16 protein-coding genes are annotated in these 21,973 nt (G+C 36.5%); 7 read left to right on the top strand and 9 right to left on the bottom strand.

Translation table 11 applies throughout. The features are described 5' to 3' along the window. Window positions 1-167: 167 nt before the first annotated feature. A complete protein-coding gene (def, locus tag MKY80_RS04060) occupies window positions 168-725 on the top strand; it encodes a peptide deformylase (RefSeq protein WP_008174021.1) in 558 nt (185 codons plus the stop codon). 65 nt (window positions 726-790) lie between these two features. On the opposite strand, the gene phnX is transcribed toward def, so the two are convergent. The 5 genes from phnX to MKY80_RS04035 are packed head-to-tail and all read right to left on the bottom strand — an operon-like array spanning window position 791 to window position 6,057. Then, window positions 791-1,594 carry a phosphonoacetaldehyde hydrolase gene (phnX, locus tag MKY80_RS04055; RefSeq protein ID WP_008174022.1) on the bottom strand — a complete coding sequence of 268 codons (804 nt, stop codon included), beginning with the start codon at window positions 1,592-1,594 and terminating at the stop codon, window positions 791-793. Further along, window positions 1,584-2,684, bottom strand: coding sequence for a 2-aminoethylphosphonate--pyruvate transaminase (phnW, locus tag MKY80_RS04050; protein WP_089985244.1), 1,101 nt, complete (start codon window positions 2,682-2,684; stop codon window positions 1,584-1,586). The genes phnX and phnW overlap by 11 nt, the downstream gene beginning before the upstream one ends. A 13-nt stretch (window positions 2,685-2,697) precedes the next feature. Next, a complete protein-coding gene (locus tag MKY80_RS04045) occupies window positions 2,698-3,684 on the bottom strand; it encodes an extracellular solute-binding protein (RefSeq protein WP_008174027.1) in 987 nt (328 codons plus the stop codon). Then, entirely contained in the window at window positions 3,681-5,312 is a 1,632-nt protein-coding gene (locus MKY80_RS04040; protein WP_090001972.1) for an ABC transporter permease subunit, read from the bottom strand. The genes MKY80_RS04045 and MKY80_RS04040 overlap by 4 nt, the downstream gene beginning before the upstream one ends. After that, complete coding sequence (locus MKY80_RS04035; RefSeq protein ID WP_089985241.1) at window positions 5,305-6,057, bottom strand: ABC transporter ATP-binding protein; 753 nt, start codon at window positions 6,055-6,057, stop codon at window positions 5,305-5,307. Before MKY80_RS04035 ends, MKY80_RS04040 begins: the two co-directional genes overlap by 8 nt. Window positions 6,058-6,202: 145 nt before the next feature. On the opposite strand from MKY80_RS04035, the gene MKY80_RS04030 reads away from it, so the two are divergent. Continuing rightward, complete coding sequence (locus tag MKY80_RS04030) at window positions 6,203-6,976, top strand: DeoR/GlpR family DNA-binding transcription regulator (RefSeq protein WP_342532135.1); 774 nt, start codon at window positions 6,203-6,205, stop codon at window positions 6,974-6,976. 52 nt (window positions 6,977-7,028) lie between these two features. On the opposite strand, the gene MKY80_RS04025 is transcribed toward MKY80_RS04030, so the two are convergent. Then, entirely contained in the window at window positions 7,029-7,799 is a 771-nt protein-coding gene (locus MKY80_RS04025) for a Cof-type HAD-IIB family hydrolase (protein WP_008174033.1), read from the bottom strand. 433 nt (window positions 7,800-8,232) lie between these two features. Here MKY80_RS04025 and MKY80_RS04020 point away from each other — a divergent pair, with 433 nt between their 5' ends. The 3 genes from MKY80_RS04020 (at window position 8,233) to MKY80_RS04010 (ending at window position 11,256) form a co-directional block, all read left to right on the top strand. After that, window positions 8,233-8,442, top strand: coding sequence for a DNA-directed RNA polymerase subunit epsilon (locus MKY80_RS04020; protein ID WP_008174035.1), 210 nt, complete (start codon window positions 8,233-8,235; stop codon window positions 8,440-8,442). A 5-nt stretch (window positions 8,443-8,447) separates the two neighbouring features. Next, window positions 8,448-10,115 carry a ribonuclease J1 gene (gene rnjA / locus MKY80_RS04015; RefSeq protein ID WP_036123644.1) on the top strand — a complete coding sequence of 556 codons (1,668 nt, stop codon included), beginning with the start codon at window positions 8,448-8,450 and terminating at the stop codon, window positions 10,113-10,115. Window positions 10,116-10,527: 412 nt separating this feature from the next. Then, the gene (locus MKY80_RS04010) at window positions 10,528-11,256 is read left to right on the top strand and encodes a protein kinase (protein ID WP_258955928.1); all 729 of its coding nucleotides are present in this window, start codon (window positions 10,528-10,530) and stop codon (window positions 11,254-11,256) included. Window positions 11,257-11,303: 47 nt separating this feature from the next. Here the strand turns inward: MKY80_RS04010 and MKY80_RS04005 are convergent, their stop codons facing one another. Beyond that, window positions 11,304-12,137 carry a TetR/AcrR family transcriptional regulator gene (locus tag MKY80_RS04005; protein WP_089985236.1) on the bottom strand — a complete coding sequence of 278 codons (834 nt, stop codon included), beginning with the start codon at window positions 12,135-12,137 and terminating at the stop codon, window positions 11,304-11,306. A 99-nt stretch (window positions 12,138-12,236) separates the two neighbouring features. Between MKY80_RS04005 and MKY80_RS04000 the strand changes: the two genes are divergently transcribed. Further along, window positions 12,237-15,326 (top strand): efflux RND transporter permease subunit, encoded by a 3,090-nt coding sequence (locus tag MKY80_RS04000; RefSeq protein ID WP_043989684.1) that lies wholly within the window; start codon window positions 12,237-12,239, stop codon window positions 15,324-15,326. Window positions 15,327-15,377: 51 nt separating this feature from the next. Here the strand turns inward: MKY80_RS04000 and MKY80_RS03995 are convergent, their stop codons facing one another. Continuing rightward, entirely contained in the window at window positions 15,378-16,946 is a 1,569-nt protein-coding gene (locus MKY80_RS03995) for a family 10 glycosylhydrolase (RefSeq protein WP_008174048.1), read from the bottom strand. A 553-nt stretch (window positions 16,947-17,499) separates the two neighbouring features. Here MKY80_RS03995 and MKY80_RS03990 point away from each other — a divergent pair. Beyond that, window positions 17,500-18,753: an MFS transporter gene (locus MKY80_RS03990; protein ID WP_239354232.1), complete on the top strand. Its 1,254-nt coding sequence runs from the start codon at window positions 17,500-17,502 to the stop codon at window positions 18,751-18,753. Window positions 18,754-19,358: 605 nt separating this feature from the next. Here MKY80_RS03990 and mprF read toward each other — a convergent pair. After that, window positions 19,359-21,884: a bifunctional lysylphosphatidylglycerol flippase/synthetase MprF gene (gene mprF / locus MKY80_RS03985; RefSeq protein ID WP_342532123.1), complete on the bottom strand. Its 2,526-nt coding sequence runs from the start codon at window positions 21,882-21,884 to the stop codon at window positions 19,359-19,361. Window positions 21,885-21,973: the final 89 nt, after the last annotated feature.

Here is a 21,973-nt window from a genome sequence, read left to right as displayed (position 1 = left end):
TTTTCCAACAGGTTTTCCAATAGTAGAATACCCCATTCTAGAAAATCTAATAGCATTCGAAAAATTTTTTAAGTATATTCAAATAAGGTCTTTTTTCATGTGATTGTTTTTAGACGTGATGTATACTTATAAATAGAGCACTACAAAGATGAAAGGAAGATTACTATATGATTTTAATGGATGATATTATCCGCGAAGGTCATCCGACTTTACGCACGAAAGCAGAGGAAGTTAAATTCCCTTTATCTGATGAAACAAGACAGCTTGCTGAAGATATGCTTCAGTACTTAATTAACAGCCAAGATCCTGAAATGGCAGAAAAATATAATTTACGCAGCGGCATCGGCTTAGCTGCCAATCAAGTAAATAGTCTACAGCGTATGTTTGCACTTCATTTGCAAGATGATGCTGGTGAACAATTAAGCTTCGTAGCCATAAACCCCAAAATTGTCAGCCATTCAGTTGAAAACACATACCTTTCTGCTGGAGAAGGTTGTCTTTCCGTTGATCGTAATGTTCCTGGATACGTCCCACGTCATGCACGCATTACAGTAAAATTTAAAACTATAGATGGGGAAGAAAAGAAAATGCGCCTTAAAGGCTTGTCTGCCATCGCCTTTCAGCATGAATTAGATCATTTGAACGGCATCATGTTTTATGACCGCATTAATGAAAAAAATCCATTTGCTGATATCCCAGAGTCCATCCCATATGAGCGTGACTAAAAGCGAATCAACAAAACAAACCTCAGCATTTACGCAGAGGTTTGTTTTTTCTATGTTCTCAATTTTTATTCGTTCATGTCATTTGCAAGCACTTCATTTATCTTATTAATTAATATAGGTAGGTCTTTCATCGTTTCAATGGTATAGTGTGCACCAGTCTTCTCAAAAATACGTTTTGTTTTTTCAATGGCTTGTTGTTGTTCATCAGCGGTTAAAGCTAAGAACTCTTCTTCAGCCAGTCCCATTTCTGAACTTCCAATAATAACACCAACAGCCCATACACCAGCATTCAAGGCTTCTTTTATATCTGAGGTTGTATCGCCAACCTTTACAACTTGCTTGGTTGATTTCGATCCCAATGCCTCCATATTTCTGAAAATCATATACGGATATGGCCGCCCCTTATCACTCACTTGTGTCGGAGTCACTAAAAAATCTGGTTGATAGCCCTTCATAGCAGCATGTTTTGTTACGACTTCCATCATAAAATCTGTGTAGCCGGTAGTAGAACCAAATCGAATACCGGCTTCTCTTAATTGCTGTACGGTCGCTGTCACATGCTGAATAGGAACTGTGTAGGTTGCCAAAGACTCCATTAATTTCGATTCAAATTGATTGTATAGAACATGTACATCTTCCTCTGAAAAATGCTGATGATGAACTCGTTTCCATTCTTCATTAATCCTTGGCATTTCAAGCATCGTACGAATATGATCAATTTTCAGCATGCCCATAGGTTTACGAGCTTCTTCAAGGGTTACTGTTACACCAGCATCTTCAAAAATCGTTAAAAAGACATTTACAGGGGCAAAGCAACCAAAATCAACTGCTGTACCTGCCCAATCCAAAATTACTGTTTCAATTTTCATTATTTTTCACCACCATATAATTTTCAATGACTTCGCATAAGGCCTGCATATCTTCTTCATATATATCACCAATATTACCAATACGGAATGTATCTACATCTGTCAGCTTACCAGGATAGATGACAAATCCCGCCTTTTTCATCTCCTGATAAAAATGTTCAAAAGAAAACTCTTTATGTGGGAACAAATAAGTTGTGATAATTGGTGATTGTAGCTCTTCAGAAATATATGCATCGAACCCTAGTACTGATAAACGAGAACGCAGTAATTGATTATTATCTGCATAACGTTGGTAACGTGCGTTTACTCCGCCTTCTTCCACTAACTCTTCTAGCGCCTTTGCAAAGGCCGCTACTACATGTGTCGGCGAAGTAAAGCGCCACTTCCCATCCTTTTTCATTACTTCCCATTGACTATATAAATCTAATGCTACACTGCGTGCTTGTCCTTTGCATTTTTCTAACACCCTTGTTTTAGCAATGACGAACCCAAAGCCAGGAACACCTTGAATACATTTATTCGCACTACTAATACAAAAATCAATATGCGAGTCAGATAAATCCATTGGTACCCCACCAAAGCTACTCATAGCATCTACGATAAATGTTTTGTTGAAAGAGCAGACAACTTCTCCGATTTCTTTAATCGGATTTAAAATACCAGTAGTCGTTTCACAGTGTACAACCGCCACATGTGTAATACTTGCATCTTTTTCAAGTAAACCTTGAACTTCTAAGGATGATGGCTGTTCATCATAAGGGACACTATAAACGACATGCGCTAACCTCAACACTTCAGCCATTTCTGCAATTCTTTCACCATAAGCGCCATTCGTTATTATTAGCAATTTATCATCTTCACCAACAGCTGTTGTCAGCACCGACTCTACAACAAAACTACCACTACCTTGCATTAGTACTGCTGTATAATCAGACTCATCGACTTGCGCTAAATTTAGGAGCTGCTTCCGAATCACTTGTGTCACATTTTTATAGTCATCATCCCATGTACAGCGATCTTTTAACATTTCCTGTTTGACTGTCTTAGTAGTTGTTAATGGTCCTGGTGTTAATAATTTATAGTTGCTCATTTTCTTTAGCTCCTTATTTTTGGGCTTCTTTAAAGAAAGCTTGGTGTTTTTCTAATAAATCTACTGTCAATGTTGTATCCCACTTTTTTAGATGCGCCGGCACATGCTCAGCCTGTACCTGCTCTTCTTCATAAAGTGCTACTGGATATTGCTCTAAAAAACCATTTCGAGCCTCTGTTGCAATTACCTTTGCCATTTCTTTGGCTAATGTTTCATCTCCCTCTTTATCTACAACAGCTACTGATTCTGTTAGCGTAAAGTTCCCTTCTGTTGGGTCAATATATTCTATTGGTAATCCTTCTTCCTTAGCATCAATTGCTTGAATACGTAAACCAAATCCAGCTGCTACTTCACCTGTCTTCACTTTTTTTATTGGTCCTGACCCAGAGCTTTCAATATGAGGTCCAGCATTGTTAATTAAATCTGCCAAAACCCTTTGCCCCTCTTGCTCACCATATTCTTTAATAATGGCTTGTACTAATAGCCAACCGGTTGAGGAGTCCATTATATTTGGGAATGAGACTAAATCTTTGAAGGCAGGGTCTGTCAAATCTTTTATCGTTTTTGGGACAGGCAAGCCCTTTTGTTGCAAAACATCCGTATTTATAAAAATGGATCCTACATTTCCTAAAATCGGCAATGCATATGTAACACCGCCATCAAGAGGTTTTAAATCCGAAGAAATATCCGCAAACATGGATTTAGAAGTTTGTGCGCTTTCTATAAAATAAGAAGCCATCGTTACGATATCCGCTTCAATATCTGTACCTTCAGCCATCATTTTTCCACCCAATTCTGAAGTACCGAACGATTGAATTAAATATTTTCCTTTATAACCTTTTTCATCTAATGTAGATTCCATTACTTCAATTGCCTCATCATCTGCATTAGAATAGATAATTACTTCATCCTTCGAACCTGCTTCTACCCCTCCACATGCAGTTAAAACTATCGCTGCCGCACTAACTGTCCCTAACATCATCACCGTTGATTTTTTCATTTTGAAATCTCCTCCACTTTTTCTTTATGTGCTGTTATATAATCACAACCTAATTTCACAATAAGGTTTGTACATAAAATGAATATCGAAAGTACGAAAATATCGGTATATTTTGCGAAATGCTGAAGCTCTTTTATTCTTGTCGATACAAGCATAGTTTTTGTGCTAACAAGGAAAATAACGCCACTGACCGTGACCATTGCATTTAAAAAATAGTAGCTTAACATTTGATAAATGGTCGGTCTAATATTCGGCAAAATGATACGTATGACTGTTTTTAACCAAGAATCCTTTAATAGCTCCGCCGTCACTTCCCAGGTTGGGTCCATCTTTTGCAATGAATTTTTAGCCATTAAATAAGGAGTTGTAAAGAAATGCACAATATTACAAGCGATAATGATGAGAAATGTACCCTTTAATGAACTTCCATTAAAGAAAAACAAATACGATAGACCAAGCACCATCCCCGGAACTGTGTTAGTGATCATTGAGGCAAGATCTAAGCTTTTTCTTCCTTTCAATGGCGTCCTCGCATTAAGAAGGGCAGACATAAATGTAATGCTTACACCTAAAACAGCTGTTAAAACCGCTACGATAAGGGAATTCACATAAACCTTTGTTAAATCTTTCTCCGCTAACACATTTCGAACATGTTCAAATGTAAAGCTGAAATCATAGGGATAACCCTTCGTAAATGGAACGATAAACATGGTTGAAAAAATGATAAATACGACTGCAACAGAGGCAATTGAATAGAGCGTAAACAGCGTGTCACGAAGACGATGTTTAACAAGTTCACTTCTCCCCGTCTGTTTATAATGAAAATTAAAGCGTTCTAATATCGTTAACATGAGGACGCCCAGTATAGCTGGGACAAGCATTAACACTGAAATAACTGCCCCACGCTCAAAATGCACGATAGAACCTAGCATAGCTTGATAAAGTTCAGTGGCAATCACCCTATAATTTCCGCCTACTGATGCAGGAATTCCGAAATCTGTAAAGCTTAAAATAAATGTTAAAATAAACGCACCACCAATTGTCCCTAACATCGGACGGAATACCGTATGATAAAAACGACGGAGCGGACGATCATGCATTAATATAGACACTAGCAAAAATCGTTTATCGATATATTGCATAGAGTTTTGCATGAGAATAAAAGCGACTGGCAATGTGTATAAGATGTAGCCTATCACCAGTCCGTTATATCCATAAATCGTGAAAAGTGGTTGTCCAGCTAATCTTGTTAGGATTCCTTGATTACCAAATGTATAAATCAATACGAAGCCATAGGTGATAGTTGGCAATAGCATAGGCAACGTAATACCTATCTGTACTAGCTTTTTTGTATGGCGATGCATCGTTGTAAAATGAACAGCGTAGGCCAAGAAAAAAGCTAAGATAGTCGTAATGACCGATGCCACAAAAGAAACTTTAAAGCTATTGAAGAAAGCATCACGAATTTCTACATTTTTTAAAGCATCTATATAATGTTGAATGGAAATCTCATTTCCTACTTTCAAGGACTGCCAAAACATATAAATCAATGGCACAACTAAAAAGAATAGGAGAAATAATAGAATTGGTAGAAAGATTAATTTCATCATTTTATTCGTTTTAAGCATATGTTTCTCCAAACAATTGATAGATGTTGTGGCGCTTAATATGAAGCTGTCTTAAAATAAAGTCCTCAATAAATGAATTTTTCGGTGCCTCTACGATTTCATGTGGTGTACCGAATTGAGCAACCGTTCCTTCATTTATGATTAAAACTTTATCCGATAAGGTTAGCGCTTCTTCTGGATCATGCGTCACAATAATCGTCGTCAAATTAAATTCACGAGCAATTGATTTAATACGTTCCTTGATAGATTCCTTAATGACTCCATCAAGTGCACTTAACGGCTCATCTAGCAAAAGTATTTTGGGTTGCATAACAAGCGTTCTAGCAATAGATACACGTTGCTTTTGGCCGCCTGATAATTCGTGAATCCTTTTATGCAGATGCGGAGTCAGTTCTAAAAAATCGATATATTCCTGTACATCTTCTTTGGACATTTGACTATTTTTATTTTTCAACCCATATACAATGTTGTCGTAGGCATTTAAATGAGGGAATAACGCAAAATCCTGAAAAACAATATTGAATCCTCTTTCTTGCATGGATTGCTTCGATATATCTTGCCCATTGTAGATCAGCTGACCACCCGTTTGCTCTGCAAGCCCTAAGATGATATTAAGCAAAGTAGTTTTACCGCAACCACTCGGCCCTAATAAAGATATAATTTCACCTGATTCGATGGTTACATTGATATCTACTAAAACTTGCTTATTTTTATAGCTTTTTGAGATATTTTTTAGTTCTAACAAATTGGTCACCTCTCTTAGTTCTTAGCTTTAGTATAGTGACCATTTGTAAAGGAAAATGCGTTTTCGTGTAAATGTTGAGTAAATTATGACCAACTGTTGACAAAGTTATGCATACTTTGAGTAAATATCTAATAGAGGTGATGAAATGTATATGATAGAAAGACAACAGCAAATATTACATTTTGTAAGACAGCATAAGGTTGTAAAATTAGTAACACTAACAAAAGAATTCAATGTCTCCATGGAAACAATTCGTCGCGATATTCAACAGCTAATGCAAGACAAGAAAATTGAGAAGTTTTATGGGGGAATTAAATATATTGAACCTGTAGAGGGACTAATTGATCAACGACTACATGAACAGCTAACAGAAAAAATCGCCATCGCTAAAGCAAGTGCTTCTCTTGTTCAAGATGGAGAATGTATTTTTATCGATAGTGGAACAACTACATATCAAATGACACCATTTTTATTGGACAAGGAAAAATTAACAGTCGTGACAAACTCATTGCCGGTAGCTTTCGATCTAATCGGTTCTAATATTGAAGTTATCCTGCTCGGTGGAAAAGTGCGTCACTCCGAAAAATCGGTGACATCGAATGAATTTCTCTTCCACTTTGAACACCTAAATATTAATAAGGCTTTTATTTGCGCTAGTGGGGTATCTCTTGAAAAGGGGATTTCTGATTTTAATCTAGAAGAAGCTATTACTAGAAAAAAAATTATATCCATCTCTCAAACGGTCTATGTCGCTACTGATTCCTCAAAATTTAACAAGGTTGTAGCCATACAAGTATGCCCCCTTGAAGAAGTAGATGTCATTATTACAGACAACGCACTGTCTAAAAAAACGATTCAACATTTTTCAGATAAAGGTATTGAAATAAAACTAGTGAATACTTCTGAAGAACACCAGTAATTTAGCAAAAAAAACAACTAGTTGCTATAATTGACAACTAGTTGTTTCTTTATTATATGATGGCAAGCTTGCGCATTATTTTAGCGAGACCATCTTCGTCTACATGATCGGCAATATGATGTGCAATAGCCTTCACTCGTTCATGACCATTTCCCATTGCAACACCTGTCCCAACCGCTTGCAGCATTTCTATATCATTAATGCCATCTCCAAAAGCAATTGCATCCTTTAGTGTGATCCCCATTTTATCCAATACTTTTTCAATTCCTACCGCCTTCGAGCCGCCCTTTGGCAAAATATCGCAAGAATACGGATGCCAACGGACAAATTGGACATTCGGAAACATTTCACAATATAAAGGTTCATCTTTTTCTTCCATAAATATAAGTGTTTGATATACGTCGTTCTGCATATAATAGGATGAATCCAATTCTGGATAAGGATATCTAAGTGTATCCAAGCTTTCTGCTACCATCATATGATCACTAACAGATGCAATCATCCGTTTGTCATCTAAAAATACTACTGGTTCATTACGTGCGTCACCAAAAGCAATAATTTTAGCTAATTCTTCTTTTTCAATACCATTCGTATAGACAACCTCACCCTTGTAAACAACATATTGCCCATTGAAAGTCACATACGTATTAATATCAAGTTCTTCTAGTAATGATTCAATCATAAAAGGTGCACGACCTGTAGCAATCGCCAATTCATAGCCATTATGGCGTGCTTCCAAAAGAGCATTTTTTGCAGATTCAGGTAATTTTTTTTCGCTGTTATAGAGAGTGCCGTCAACATCAAAAAACAAAATTTTATTCATTTTATAATCCCTTTCTATAAATATTACCCATCAAGGTGAATGACTTTACATAGACAATAATTTTTATTATAATGATCCTAAGGAGTGATGTGCCATGCTGAAGAAACTAAAACGAAAATTGTTGAAGCAACTTCGTGGCGTACTCGGAAAAAAATCAATTGCCTAACATTTGCCCTTCATTATTTGAAGGGCTTTTCTTTATTTTAGAGGAACTGCGTGATAATATAAAGGAAATGCATTTATTTGGCTATACGCAACCACTGTCTCACTACTTCCTATTCATTTTATAACATAGTGCACAACCGACGTATTGAGATACAAGGACTACAAACGTACATTTCTTCTTATAAGAAATTCGTTGTTTTCTTGTAGCACGTGTGTGGTAGTAGTCAAAGGTGCAATAAAATTGTACGCAATTAAAGGAGAGCAAACTATGATTTACAAAGTTTATTATCAAGAAAAAGCAAATGAGATTCCAGTTCGCGAAAACACTAAAAGTCTATACCTTGAAGCTGCTTCAGAACGAGAAGTACGTCAAAAGTTAAAAGACCGTAACTACAATATCGAGTTCGTTCAGCTGCTTGAAGGTAACTATTTAGAGTACGAGCAAGCAAGCCCGAACTTCATCTTGGAGGAAATTTAACAAACATGAAGTTTGTTAAAAATGACCAAGCAGCTGTTTTCGCGCTCGGCGGACTGGGCGAAATCGGCAAAAATACTTATGGCGTTCAATTTCAAGATGAAATTATTTTAATTGACGCTGGCATTAAATTTCCAGAAGATGACTTACTCGGCATTGACTATGTTATTCCTGACTATACGTATTTAGTACGTAACGTCGATAAAATCAAGGGACTATTTATTACACATGGACATGAGGATCATATTGGCGGTATTCCTTACCTTTTACGTCAAGTGAATGTCCCAGTCTATGGTGGTAAGCTCGCACTTGGCTTATTACGTAATAAATTAGAAGAACATGGCTTGCTACGTACAACTAAACTCATCGAAATTAAAGAAGATGATGTCATTAAATTTAGAAAAACATCTGTTAGCTTCTTTAGAACAACTCATAGTATTCCTGATGCTTATGGAATTGTTGTTAAAACACCACCTGGTAATATCGTTCACACAGGTGACTTTAAATTCGACTTTACACCTGTTGGCGAACCGGCCAACCTAACAAAGATGGCCGAAATTGGACGAGATGGCGTACTTTGCTTACTATCAGATAGTACAAACGCTGAAAAGCCTAATTTTACAATGTCAGAGCGTACAGTCGGCAAAAGTATCGATGAAATTTTCCGTAAAGTGGATAGCCGAATTATTTTTGCTACATTTGCGTCAAATATTCACCGTTTACAACAAGCAACAGACGCAGCTATAAAATATGGAAGAAAAATTGCTGTCTTCGGTCGCTCAATGGATAATGCGATTACAATTGGGCGTGAGCTTGGTTATATTAATGCTCCTAAAGATACATTTATTGATGCTCAAAGCATTAATCGACTTCCAGCAAATGAAGTAATGATTTTATGTACAGGCTCACAGGGTGAACCAATGGCTGCATTATCACGTATTGCCAATGGTACTCATCGTCAAATCCAAATACAACCTGGTGATACAGTTATTTTCTCTTCTTCACCGGTTCCAGGTAATACTGTGAGTGTCAATAAAATCATCAATTTATTGTTCCGTGCAGGTGCAGAAGTTATTCATGGTGCATTAAACAATATCCATACTTCTGGTCACGGCTCACAAGAAGAACAAAAATTGATGCTACGTTTAATGAAACCTAAATTCTTTATGCCTATCCATGGCGAATACCGTATGTTAAAAATGCATACACACTTAGCGGAAGATTGCGATGTACCACTTGAAAATACATTTGTTATGGAAAATGGCGATGTATTAGCATTAAGTGCCAATGAGGCACATGTGGCTGGTCGTATCCCTTCTGGTGATGTTTATATCGATGGTAATGGTATTGGAGATATCGGCAATATTGTGTTACGTGATCGTCGCATTCTTTCTGAAGAAGGCTTAGTTATCGTAGTCGTAAGTGTCGATATGGAAAATCAAAAAATTGTTTCAGGTCCTGATATCATTTCTCGTGGCTTTGTCTACATGCGCGAGTCAGGTACGATGATCAATGAAGCTCAAAAAATGCTTAATCGTCATCTGAATGAAACCATTCAAAGCAAAACTCCTCAATGGACAGAGCTTAAAAACGAAATTACAGACGTTTTAGGTCCTTACCTATTTGAAAAAACAAAACGTCGTCCAATGATTCTACCGATTATTATGGAGGTTTAGCCTCATGGAAAGAAGCTATGTACTATGTACATAGCTTCTTTCTTTTTGTTGGACAACAAAAGGTGAATTGTAAATTTACTTATTTTTTATCTTTTTTTGAAACCTCTTTTTTTATTTTTGCGTATATAGTAATAACAACATCAAAAAGGAGCGTTTTTATGCTAGATAAAATTCTTCATTCCCTACTCAATGGTAAATCCAAACGTCACTATTCTTCATCAAGCAGTCGTCGCAAATATTCTAAACGCCATAATTATTATGGGCATAAGCATTATAAACGTAGTTCTCGTAAAAGCTCACGTAGTTTTTTTAGCTCTTTAAGTTTTTTCAGTAGCTAATGTGGTGGAAACGACTTTCAGAAAAAAACTTTGATCATGCCGTAGAGCTTTTCATAGCCGAGCATCCAGATTTCATGTTTAAAAAATTTCTTGGCTTTGGCTCTTATGGTCGTGCGTACCTAATTGAAAATTGCTCATCAAAAGGTCCGTTCGTCTTAAAATGCCTGCGTCCTAAGCATCGTCATCACCAAAAAACGATACATAAATTCAGGCAGGAAATTCAAATTCTACAACAATTATCATTGCCGAATTTACCTAAAGTCCATTCGACTGGAACTATTCAAGATGTGCCTTATTTTATAATGGACTATATAGACGGCCAAACCTTTGAACAGCTTATTTTCCAAGAAGGTATTAAATTTACCGTCGCTCAGTCACTTGAAATAACAAAACAGCTTTTAGAACAAATTATCCTGCTACACAATCATGGTATTGTCCATCGGGATTTGCGTATACCTAATATCTTATTAGTTGATCAACAATTACACATTATTGATTTTGGTCTCGCAACGACATTACAAAAGGCAGTTGATCTTTCTTCCATACAAAACCCGAAGCGAGCTGAAAATCATATTAGTGATCTATATTTCGTTGGCCATTTTCTATTGTTCTTACTTTATTCAGATTTTAAACCAAGTAAAAAGAAAGAGGATGCTTGGCAACAAGAATTGAATTTACCGATTGAAGTGAAGGATTTTCTCGAACGATTATTATGGATTCAAGACCCTTTTAGTAGTGCTTTAGAGGCGTGGCGATCAATGCCCCATTTAATAACACCTTCCATGCATTCGAAAGAAAAATAAAAAATAGAATTGTTCACCCTCTAAAGTGAACAATTCTATCCTACCATTTAAATATTTAAGTATTTTGCACATACATAAGCAATCCAATGATACGCCGGATTAAGTCGTAAATTTTCTATTAGCCCCTTTACGATGGCTTTACTGTATGTTGGCTTTTCTATTTCGAGTTTTAACAGCTCCAATGATTCTTTTTCTATAGAATCCTCTATATTATCAATATTTTGTTCAATTAATTGCAGTAATATTTCCTTTGAAATGTCTTGTTCGCAAGGCTTCGCAATAAAAGTAACAAGTTCCTCTGTAATAAATGGTATCGTCGTATGACGTGCAATAATATCTGTTTTCTCTGCTAAAGATTTCGCAAGTTGTTCTAAATCAAGAGGCATATCTGAAAAGATAAACAGTTCCGCATAGCTTTTCATAAAACCTTTTATACAATACATGACATCGTATTTTGTTTTTTGTAATTTATCCTGATACAGTTGCTCCAGCATATAAATGATAGATTTAGACATCTCTGCTTCATATGCTGTTATTTTATAAAAAAGCTCTTTTTTTGTTAGAAAAACCTTTTCGTTAAAAAATACCCTAGCAGACGCAGAGTGTTCTTTGAAAGCCTTGAAGATACTTTTATAAAATTCAACCAACATCGTTTCTTTGTTATACGTCCTTCTGACTACACGGTCAACATCTGTAATGAAGTGTTGTAAATGGTAGTCAACCATAGAGATAACAAGCTCATCTTTTGTTTTGAAGGATAAGTAAAACGCACCCTTAGAAATCCCACAACGTTCTGTTATTTGCTGTACAGATGTAGCCTCAAAACCTTGTTCAGAAAACAACTCTAATGCTTTCTCCATAATTAATTGCTTTTTTAACATATTTTTGACTCTCTCCTAATGCATTTCGTTGACAAATGACCGATTAGTCATTAGTATAAATAATTGAATTTAGTTAGTCAATAAAGGGTAGGTGTGAAGGTGAAAGGTTTAGTTAATTTCGTATTGAAAAACAAATTGGCAGTGTGGTTATTAACAATTATCATCACTGTCTCTGGTATTTATTCCGGTACAAGAATGAAAATGGAATCTATACCTGATATCTCAATCCCATACTTAATTGTCATGGGCGTATATCCTGGTGCAACGCCTGAACAAGTCATGAATGATCTTTCCATCCCATTCGAGAAATCTATAGAAAGTTTAGAAGATGTGAAGGCAGTTTACTCAACATCCTCTTCCAACGTAGCACAAGTGCAAGTTGAATACGACTATGGCATTGATATGGATGAAAAAAAGCGTCAGTTAGAAGCAGCTTTAGATAATTTAAAATTACCTGAAGGTGCCCAGGAGCCAACTATTATGGCCATCAGCATGAATATGATGCCAGTAGTAGCTCTATCCGTAAGTAGTTCTAAGGAAGATATTGTCGATCTTACGTCTACAGTAGAAGATGTTTTACTTCCTAAAATTGAAAAAATTGATGGTGTTGCCTCTGCAACCATTACAGGTCAGCATATTGAACAAGTATCATTTAAATATGATGAAGAAAAAATGGCCGCATTAGGTTTAACAGAGGAATCAGTCAAGCAAATGATTCAAGCAAGCGATATGTCATTGTCACTTGGATTATATCAATTTACTGTTGGCGAACAAGCAGTTTCCGTAGACGGTAAAGTACAATCCGTAGATGAACTAAAAGATTTATTAATTCCAGTCACACCTTCAGCAACAAATCCTTCACCATTTGTTCGTCTAGGTGATATTGCAAAGATTGAAGTAGAAGGTAAAGTACAATCTGTGTCCCGCACAAACGGTCAAGATGCTATTGCAATTCAAATCGTTAAGGGTCAAGATGCTAACACTGTAACTGTTGTTAATGCCGTTAAAGACCTTATGAAAGATGAAGAAAAACGTTTAGATGGCCTAAACGTCGATATCTCTCTTGACCAAGGTGCCCCAATTGAAGATTCTGTCTTTACTATGATTGAAAAGGCAGTATTTGGTGGTGCAATTGCTGTATTAATTATCTTGTTATTCTTACGAGATTTCAAATCAACAATTATTTCGATTGTTTCAATCCCAGTTTCAGTTTTCATGGCACTACTACTGCTAAACTGGATGGATATTACATTAAATATTATGACCCTTGGTGCGATTACCGTTGCCATCGGACGTGTTATCGATGACTCGATTGTAGTTGTTGAAAATATTTATCGACGTATCCATTTAAAACAAGAAAAATTAACAGGTCGAGCATTAATTCGTGAAGCAACAATTGAAATGTTTAAACCGATTCTTTCGTCAACATTAGTGACAGTGGCTGTATTTGCTCCACTTATTTTTGTAGGTGGTATGGTTGGTGAATTATTCATGCCATTTGCACTGACAATGACGTTTGCATTAGGTGCATCATTATTAGTAGCAATTACTATTGTACCTGCATTATCTCATTTCTTATTCCGTAAAAAATTATACGGTGAGAAAAAAGAAAGCCAGCATAAAGAAGTTGGTAAACTAGCAACATGGTACAAAGGTGTTTTAGAAAAAGCTTTAAATCATAAAATTATCACGTCTCTAATTGCCATTTTCTTACTTGTAGGTTCACTAGCGTTAACTCCTTTAATTGGATTTAGCTTTATGGGATCACAGGAAGAAAAAGTTATGTACCTAACTTATACCCCTTCAACTGGTGAGCTTGCAGATGAAACTGCGGCTAATGTTGAAAAAGTAGAAAAAGAATTAATGAAACGTAAAGACATTGATATTTTACAAGTTTCCATTACAGATGCGAACAATGTCGATCCATCAGCCATGATGATGGGCGGAGGCGCTGGTGGTGCTTTAATGTACCTAATCTTTGATCCAGATATGAAAGACTTCCCTAAAGCACGTGAAGAAGTGGAAGACTATGTATTTAATATCGGTCAATCAGGAGAATGGAAATCTCAGAATTTCTCTTCAATGTCTATGTCTTCAAACGAAGTAAGCTACACACTATACAGTGATGACTTAGATAAACTACGAGATGCTGTCAATCAAGTTGAAGGTGCTTTAAAAGATGTGGATGGCCTAGAAGATATTAAATCTGATAATGAAGATCCATATGTAGAAAATGTACTAAAAGTAGAACAGAAAAATGTCCTTCAATATGGTTTAACAACGGCTCAAATTGTGATGGCTTTAAATGCCAATACATCACAAGAAGTTTTAACAAAGGTGAAAAATGATGGAAAAGATATTGATGTCATTGTTCAGCGTGATGCTAAAGCAGCCGCGACTTCGCTTGATGATGTTTTAGCAACTGAAATTAAAACAGCATTAGGCACAACGATGACTATTGGTGAGCTAGTAGATGTTGAAGAAGGTACAACTCTTAACTCACTATCTCGTTCAAAAGGTGAATACTTCGCAACTGTATCCGGTACGATTATCGGCGATGATATTTCAAAAGCAACTTCTGCTGCCGATAAGAAAATTGATAAATTAGATTTACCAAAAGGTGTAACAACAGGTGTTGCTGGTGTTGCAGCAGATATGCAAGAAACATTCACGAAGCTGGGTGTTGCTATGCTAGCGGCAATAGCGATTGTATACTTCATTTTAGTTGTTACATTCGGTGAAGGTTTAGCTCCTTTCGCTATTCTCTTCTCACTTCCATTCGCCGTAATCGGTGCATTTGTTGGTTTATTCGTAACCGGTCAAACGATTTCTGTTTCTGTTATGATGGGTCTACTGATGTTAATCGGTATCGTCGTGACCAACGCCATCGTATTAGTTGACCGTATTATTCATATGGAACATGATGGTCTAGCCATGCGTGAAGCTATTCTAGAAGCCGGTGCTACTCGTTTACGCCCGATTCTTATGACAGCCATTGCAACAATCGGTGCGATGGTTCCTATGGCACTGGGTTCTGGTGGTAGTGGATTAATATCAAAAGACTTAGCCATTACTGTAATTGGCGGTTTATTATCTTCCACTCTATTAACATTAGTTGTTGTACCAATTGTGTATGAAATGCTTTCAAAAATGTTAAAGAAAAATCGTAAAGATACGGAAGAAAATTAATAAAAAACAGCTACTCATGCGGTTTAATCACTTGAGTAGCTGTTTTATTATTTATTGAACTTCTTTCACTACAAAAGCTTCCTTGCTTTCTATACCTGTAGCAGATACAGCCGTAATGCCGTATGTATAGCTTTGCTTAGCAAGAGCTGACTTGTCCACAAATTGAGTGATGCCATCCTTATTATAAACAACATCCATTATATTTTGAGGGTCATGGTAAGAACCTTCTTTATTCCCTTTAAAACGATAAATAACATACTTACGTGGCTGTGTTTCATTATCGTCAATAATTTCAACCTTACGACCTGCTGCTTCCTTTGTCACTTCTACATAAGTCGGCTTGTTCGGCACTGTGTCATCATTCCAAGTTGTTTCTGGAGTCAATGCCGTATAATTATATAATTGTTGACTAACAATTGTTGCATAGCCTAATTTATTATTTTGAAAGCTTCTTAACGAGAAATGCATTTGCCCATCGGCTGCTACCTTTTCTGAACGATTTTCTAGTATTTGACTTGGCAATTCCATTTTATTTTTCCATGCAGCATCACTGTCATTACCAACTTTATAATCAGCCAGTCCAATGTATAGATGAACAGGGTGCGTTTTTGCATATGTTTGTACTTCGTGGCTCCACCAATTCAGCAAGGTCCCATATTTCGCAACAGACAATGTTCTGGACCAATAAATTTGTGGGGTAATATAATCAATCGTGCCATTTTGAATCCACGTTCTGACGTCTGCATATAAATCATCGTAATTATTGACACCAGCTCGTGTGTCACTTCCTGTGTTATCCAATGATTTATTACGCCATACTCCAAATGGTGAAATACCAAATTGTACATATGGCTTTGTTTCTTTAATAGCTGTATAAAGATTTTCTACAAGCTTGTTCACATTATCTCTTCGCCAATCCTCCACTTTTTTAAAGGAAGCACCATATTTTTTATAAGCTGCTTGATCCGGGAAAACCTCATTAGCGATTTTGTATGGATAAAAGTAATCATCCATATGAACGGCATCAACATCATAATTGGCTACTAGCTCACTTACTATTTCAACTAAATAGTCTTGCACCTCAGGTAAGCCAGGATTTAAGTAATATTGTTTGCCATATTTAACAACCCAGTTTGGATGTGTTCTAGCTACGTTGTCGGCAGCAAGGTCAGTTAGCTTTTGTCCAGACATTGTTACACGATAAGGATTCATCCAAGCATGCAATTCCATCCCTCGTTTATGTGACTCCTCTACTATTATCTCAAGAGGATCGTAACCGGGATTTGTACCTTGCTTTTTCCCTGTTATGTAGGACGACCATGGGGCTAGCTCAGACGCATACATTGCATCATTTGTTGGCCTTACTTGATAAATAACAGTATTGAATTTATTGGCTTTTAATTGATCCAATGTTTGGCGTGCCCAAGCCGTGTACTGCTCCTTCGTCATACCTGCTTTCATATCAAGATTAAGAACCGTTGAAATCCAGACAGCCCGCATTTCTCTTTTCGGCTGTGTCGTGCTTGCCTTCACTGTATTAGCTGGGATTGCGGATAGGCAAAACACCAAAATCATAGCGACTAAAGCAATAAGTTTCCATTTACTATTTTTCTTTCTCATATTTCCTCCATTTGCTATTTTTCTATTTTAGTATATGATAAGTTCTCGCTATATGCACGTCCCCGAAGCAACTTCTTCACTTGGTGGTTCAAGTCATGTAATCTTAATTACTCCCATTAATTTATAAGAAGCATGAAACAAATTAATTCTTTTCCAAAATCTCGACTAGATACCCCCAAAATATGTATAATTATAATCCCCTCAAAAAATAGATGACCTATATATACATGATTATTCCAAGTTTATATAATCATTGTTACAATTTCCTTATTTTAAAATTCAAGCTAATTTTTGTTTGATTCTTTCTTTACCCAGTCATGAACTGTATGCTACAATCAACACAGCTTATATAGAACGGAGGGTATTCCAAATGACAGCTTCAATTAGACTACGATTTCACATTACTAATTAAATATGCGTACACTTTGCCTGCTGTGCAAGGAAAATGGAATTAGGTCTAGTCTGTTTTAGGAATACTGGAAAAGAGGGGCTTCTACTCCCCTCTTTTTTGTTGTCTTTTTACTTTCCACACAGGCACTACTGTTAGAAAGGGATGACGAATTTGGAACATTGGAAACGTAACACAATACTTTTTTTAAGTAGTCAAACGATTTCACTTTTTGGCTCTGCTCTTGTACAATATGCCATTACATGGTATATCACGCTTACAACGCAATCAGGTAGCATGATGACCATTTCGATTATTTGTGGCTTTTTACCAACCTTCTTCTTAGCACCTATTGCTGGTGTCTGGGCAGATCGCTATAACCGAAAATGGCTTATTATCTTGGCAGATGGCCTGATCGCCTTATCCACGCTCATTTTAGCTATTTTATTTTTAATCGGCTATGATGAGCTCTGGCTACTATTTGTTATATCAGCGGTACGTGCAGTTGGTGCAGGTATTCAAACACCAGCTGTTGGCGCTATTTTACCGCAATTTGTACCTGAAGAGCATTTAATGAAAGTTAATGGTGCAAATAGTAGTATTCAAGCTTTTATTATGATTCTTGCACCTATGGCAAGTGGAGCATTATTAACGATGGCTTCAATCGAGTCTATTTTCTTTATTGATGTTACGACGGCTGCTATTGCCATCGCTATCTTCTTAATATTTCTGCACATTCCTGCCCATGCAAAAGCTAATCAGCCACAAACAACAAGTTATTTTAGTGATATGAAACAAGGCTTCATCTACATTAAAGAGCATGCTTTCTTAAAACATTTATTCTTGTTCTTTGCCTTTTTCATGCTGCTTGCTGCACCTGCTGCCTTTTTAACACCTTTACAAGTTACCCGTAGCTTTGGTAATGATGTCTGGCGTTTGACTGCCATCGAGATGGCCTTTGCCATTGGGATGTTAATGGGTGGTATTGCAATCGCAACATGGGGTGGCTTTAAAAATAAAGTGCATACGATGACATTATCTGCCTTATTATTTGGTCTTTGTACATTGGCTCTAGGAGTCATACCGTTTTTTTGGCTGTATCTTATGATCATGACCGTTACTGGAATAGCTATGCCAATCTTTAACACACCCGCAACGGTGTTATTACAAGAAAAAGTGGATAGTGATTATATGGGAAGAGTATTTGGCATTCTCAGTATGATATCTACCTCTATGATGCCTTTAGGTATGCTAATCTTCGGTCCAATTGCAGATATTATTGCTATCGAGTGGCTACTTATCGGTACAGGAATCCTCTTATTTATCCAAGGATTTTTCCTTTTGGGCAGTAAAGTCTTATTAAAAGCTGGCAGACCTACTGCTGAGCATATGGATGTTGAAACACTAGAAAAAAAGTGAAGACTTCGTATAAGAGATCATTGCTGTTGATAAAAAAATAATTAAAACTTAGCTTTTATATTTTAGACGCTAAAAAGCCTGCTTTATGCAGGGCTCAGACTGTTGACAAAAGTCATCGAGAAGTTCAGTCTAGACGGCTTTTGTCATTTTTCCTTCTTTTTTATTTTTCAATATTTGGTAAATAACTGCCATTTTCAATATATTCTTCGAGCATAGTTGCTATTTCATGGCAGCAAATGTAAGCATCGCCTGCATGGACAATTTTTCAGGACCTCTTAAGGTTGTCCATCGCATACCATGCTTTTCCTGAATACGGAGTTTTTATGTAGAAGTTGATTGGAACGGAGGGCGGTGACTCCTGCGGGAAAAGCGGGAAAGTCGAGATCCTGGACTGAGCGCAGCGAGGGAAGCAGCTCGACCCCGCCCGCGGAAAGCGTCCGCCCGTAGTGGAAATCAAAGGCGTTACTTTATTTCATTGTAAAAGAAAAAAGACTGTAGGAAAACTCAAAAATCATTGAGTTTTCCTACAGTTGAAAGCCCTGCTTTCTTGCTTCAATACCTGAATGATATCTATTCACGTAAAAAAATTATTAAGTCTACATGACTTACTTTTTCCTCTTTTGCCCGATTAACAATGTGATTTGTGCCATCGTGAATGGTAATGAAGATTTTTTCCGATAGGCTACATATTTGGGTACCCAAAAATCTGCATATTTTAACTTGAAGTTTTTTAATCCTTTAAAATGATAAAAATGCTGTCCGTGTAGAAAGATTTGCGCAGCTATTTTTTCACTTAAAAAGGAATATCTAGACTGTCCGACATTGGATAAAGGCGACATCCCCATATTAAAGTCACGATAGCCCTCCGATTTTGCCCATTCAAATAATGATAGGAAAATGAAATCCATTGTTCCAGATGGTGATCCTGGCTTAAAACGCATCAGATCTACTGACACCCTTTCGCCTTGATCATACATAGGCATAATACTAGCAAAGCCGAACGTTCCTTGCGCGCCACGTAAAACAGCAATCTTGGAAGTGCTTAAATAGTGTTCATCAAAAAAACCAAGTGAAAAACCTTTCTCTGCCCTTCCCTGCAACCATTTTGTTGAAACCTCTTTCAATTCCTTCATGACTTCCTGAGAATAAGGAGGACTCATTATTTCTACTATATAATTTTCCCGTTCAAACTTATTTCTTATCGCTCGACTGCCCTTCATTTCTTTACCCGTGAACGTAAATTTCTCTAAATCTACAAAGGCTTCCTCGCCAAGCTTAAAGAAACTATATCCATACTCGTGTAATGCAGAGAAAATTTTATTGTTAATTTCATAAAAGACAGGTGTATAGCCATGACGATCAGCCAATTCCAAAAATTCCTGGATAGCAGATAAAAAATCAGATTCATTACCAACCGGATCTCCAAGAACGATAATCTTATCTGCATAAATTTGATAAGAGAATAAAACAGTTCCTTTTTCATTCCAATGTACAAATTTATCATGCAAAAAAATCAAATGTGAATACTCCGTTCCTCCATAGGACTTCAAATGATCTTTAATAGCTTCCTCCTGCTCTTTAGATAAAAGCTTTACCATTTTTTTAGGTGTCCGTATAAAATAACCTATATAAAAAATAACAATGGCGATCAGAATGCCGATGATCGCACTATTAAAGAGGTCCTGATAATCGGTTATCATATAGTCTTGTAGGGCACTAGGAAAATGAATTTTAGCCGAGGGTAAATTGACATAGCCAATTACCACATACATCGCTGTGATAACAGTTACTACAGCAAGGTCAATTATGACAATCCCCCACGTCAAAACATAACTTTCTCGATAAAACTGCTTTTTGGACACCATTAATAACACTGCGACAATGACTAAAAAAATCGCTTCCTCATAATCAAAACCCTTAAAAATTGAAAATAGCGCCGAACTACTTAGCACCACAATCGCGAGCTGGTATGCCCTTTTTACTTTGTATTTGATTCCCCTACATAATCCTAACAGTATAAAGCCAGCTGCCACGGTCAATTGATGGGATACATTCATAATGGGCGAGGATAAAAACTCCTGAGCAATTTTTAGACGACTTAGTACCCCAGGCAAAGCTGCAGATAGCAATAAAATAATGCCAGCTATAAACACCAATATGGTTAATAGCGTATGGCTGAGTTTCTGAAAAATAATAGTAGGTAAGTCATCCCAAGATTCATTCCAACGCATCCAATATTCTTTAATAAATAAGAGTACGGAAACTAAAAATGGTAGAACAAAATAGCCGACACGGTACAAAATTAATAGAAACAGCACCTTTTCATCAGCAATTCCTATACTTTGTGTTCCCCATAAAAAAACGAGATCAAAGGAGCCAACTCCGCCAGGTATCATACTGACTATTCCTGCACTAGAAGCAATTAAAAATATGGGAATTAATGCTGATAAACCAATTGGAATCTTCACGATAAGTGTTAAAGCCCAGATCACGAAAAATACAGCTAGCCACTCTGCTACTGAAGTGATCATTAATTGAAGAGATAGTTTTGGTTTTAAAGAACTTTCCTTTTTATAGCGAATCAGATACGTCGCCCAAAAAGCTAGTACATATAGGCTGACCAGTATAACAGCAATCGATAACCATCGCTCTTCTTTGAGCAACGGAAAATCCCAAAAGAATATATACATAACCCACGTTAACAAAGAAATTCCAGTTAAATAAAACAGTGTTACCGAAGCAATACTTTTTATCATGCCTTCTTTATCTTCTTTATATTTTGAATAAAAGTAATCACGTAAGAATATACCTACTAACCCGCCAAAGCCAATAAGATTTGAAAAAGTATTGACAATAAATGAATGATTAAGCAAATTACGTTTATTGATTTTAATACCTAATATATTTACTAAAATAACATCGTAAAATATCATTGGCGTAATCGCGACAAAGGTGATCAGAAAAATTAATAAAAGCTCCCATAGCTGCAGCTCATTCACTTCTTTTTGTAGTAAATGAACATCTATCCCACTCACTGTTTGTTGAATTTCATAAATAGCAATCGCCAAAAGTATTACTGGGAATAATATTTTCAAAAATTTCAACAGTGCCTCTTTTCGAACGTTAAACATATGCCTAACCTACTTCCCATAAGCTAACTTAAAAATTTTCTTTTACCTAAACCATTTTACTTTTTAAGGTAACGGACCATTTCCATATT

Origin of the sequence: Lysinibacillus sp. FSL R5-0849 (assembly GCF_038595075.1) — a bacterium.
Classification (GTDB): Bacteria; Bacillota; Bacilli; order Bacillales_A; family Planococcaceae; genus Lysinibacillus; species Lysinibacillus fusiformis.
The sequence above is the reverse complement of the archived record's forward strand: the minus strand, read 5'-3'. Positions and strand labels throughout refer to the sequence as shown.

What these genes read in the sequence shown, in the direction of transcription:
- def (WP_008174021.1), top strand. Translation starts at nt 168, where the DNA reads ATGATTTTAATGGATGATATTATCCGCGAAGGTCATCCGACTTTACGC.
- phnX (WP_008174022.1), bottom strand. Translation starts at nt 1,594, where the DNA reads ATGAAAATTGAAACAGTAATTTTGGATTGGGCAGGTACAGCAGTTGAT.
- phnW (WP_089985244.1), bottom strand. Translation starts at nt 2,684, where the DNA reads ATGAGCAACTATAAATTATTAACACCAGGACCATTAACAACTACTAAG.
- MKY80_RS04045 (WP_008174027.1), bottom strand. Translation starts at nt 3,684, where the DNA reads ATGAAAAAATCAACGGTGATGATGTTAGGGACAGTTAGTGCGGCAGCG.
- MKY80_RS04040 (WP_090001972.1), bottom strand. Translation starts at nt 5,312, where the DNA reads ATGCTTAAAACGAATAAAATGATGAAATTAATCTTTCTACCAATTCTA.
- MKY80_RS04030 (WP_342532135.1), top strand. Translation starts at nt 6,203, where the DNA reads ATGTATATGATAGAAAGACAACAGCAAATATTACATTTTGTAAGACAG.
- MKY80_RS04025 (WP_008174033.1), bottom strand. Translation starts at nt 7,799, where the DNA reads ATGAATAAAATTTTGTTTTTTGATGTTGACGGCACTCTCTATAACAGC.
- MKY80_RS04020 (WP_008174035.1), top strand. Translation starts at nt 8,233, where the DNA reads ATGATTTACAAAGTTTATTATCAAGAAAAAGCAAATGAGATTCCAGTT.
- rnjA (WP_036123644.1), top strand. Translation starts at nt 8,448, where the DNA reads ATGAAGTTTGTTAAAAATGACCAAGCAGCTGTTTTCGCGCTCGGCGGA.
- MKY80_RS04010 (WP_258955928.1), top strand. Translation starts at nt 10,528, where the DNA reads ATGTTTAAAAAATTTCTTGGCTTTGGCTCTTATGGTCGTGCGTACCTA.
- MKY80_RS04005 (WP_089985236.1), bottom strand. Translation starts at nt 12,137, where the DNA reads ATGTTAAAAAAGCAATTAATTATGGAGAAAGCATTAGAGTTGTTTTCT.
- MKY80_RS03995 (WP_008174048.1), bottom strand. Translation starts at nt 16,946, where the DNA reads ATGAGAAAGAAAAATAGTAAATGGAAACTTATTGCTTTAGTCGCTATG.
- MKY80_RS03990 (WP_239354232.1), top strand. Translation starts at nt 17,500, where the DNA reads ATGACGAATTTGGAACATTGGAAACGTAACACAATACTTTTTTTAAGT.
- mprF (WP_342532123.1), bottom strand. Translation starts at nt 21,884, where the DNA reads ATGTTTAACGTTCGAAAAGAGGCACTGTTGAAATTTTTGAAAATATTA.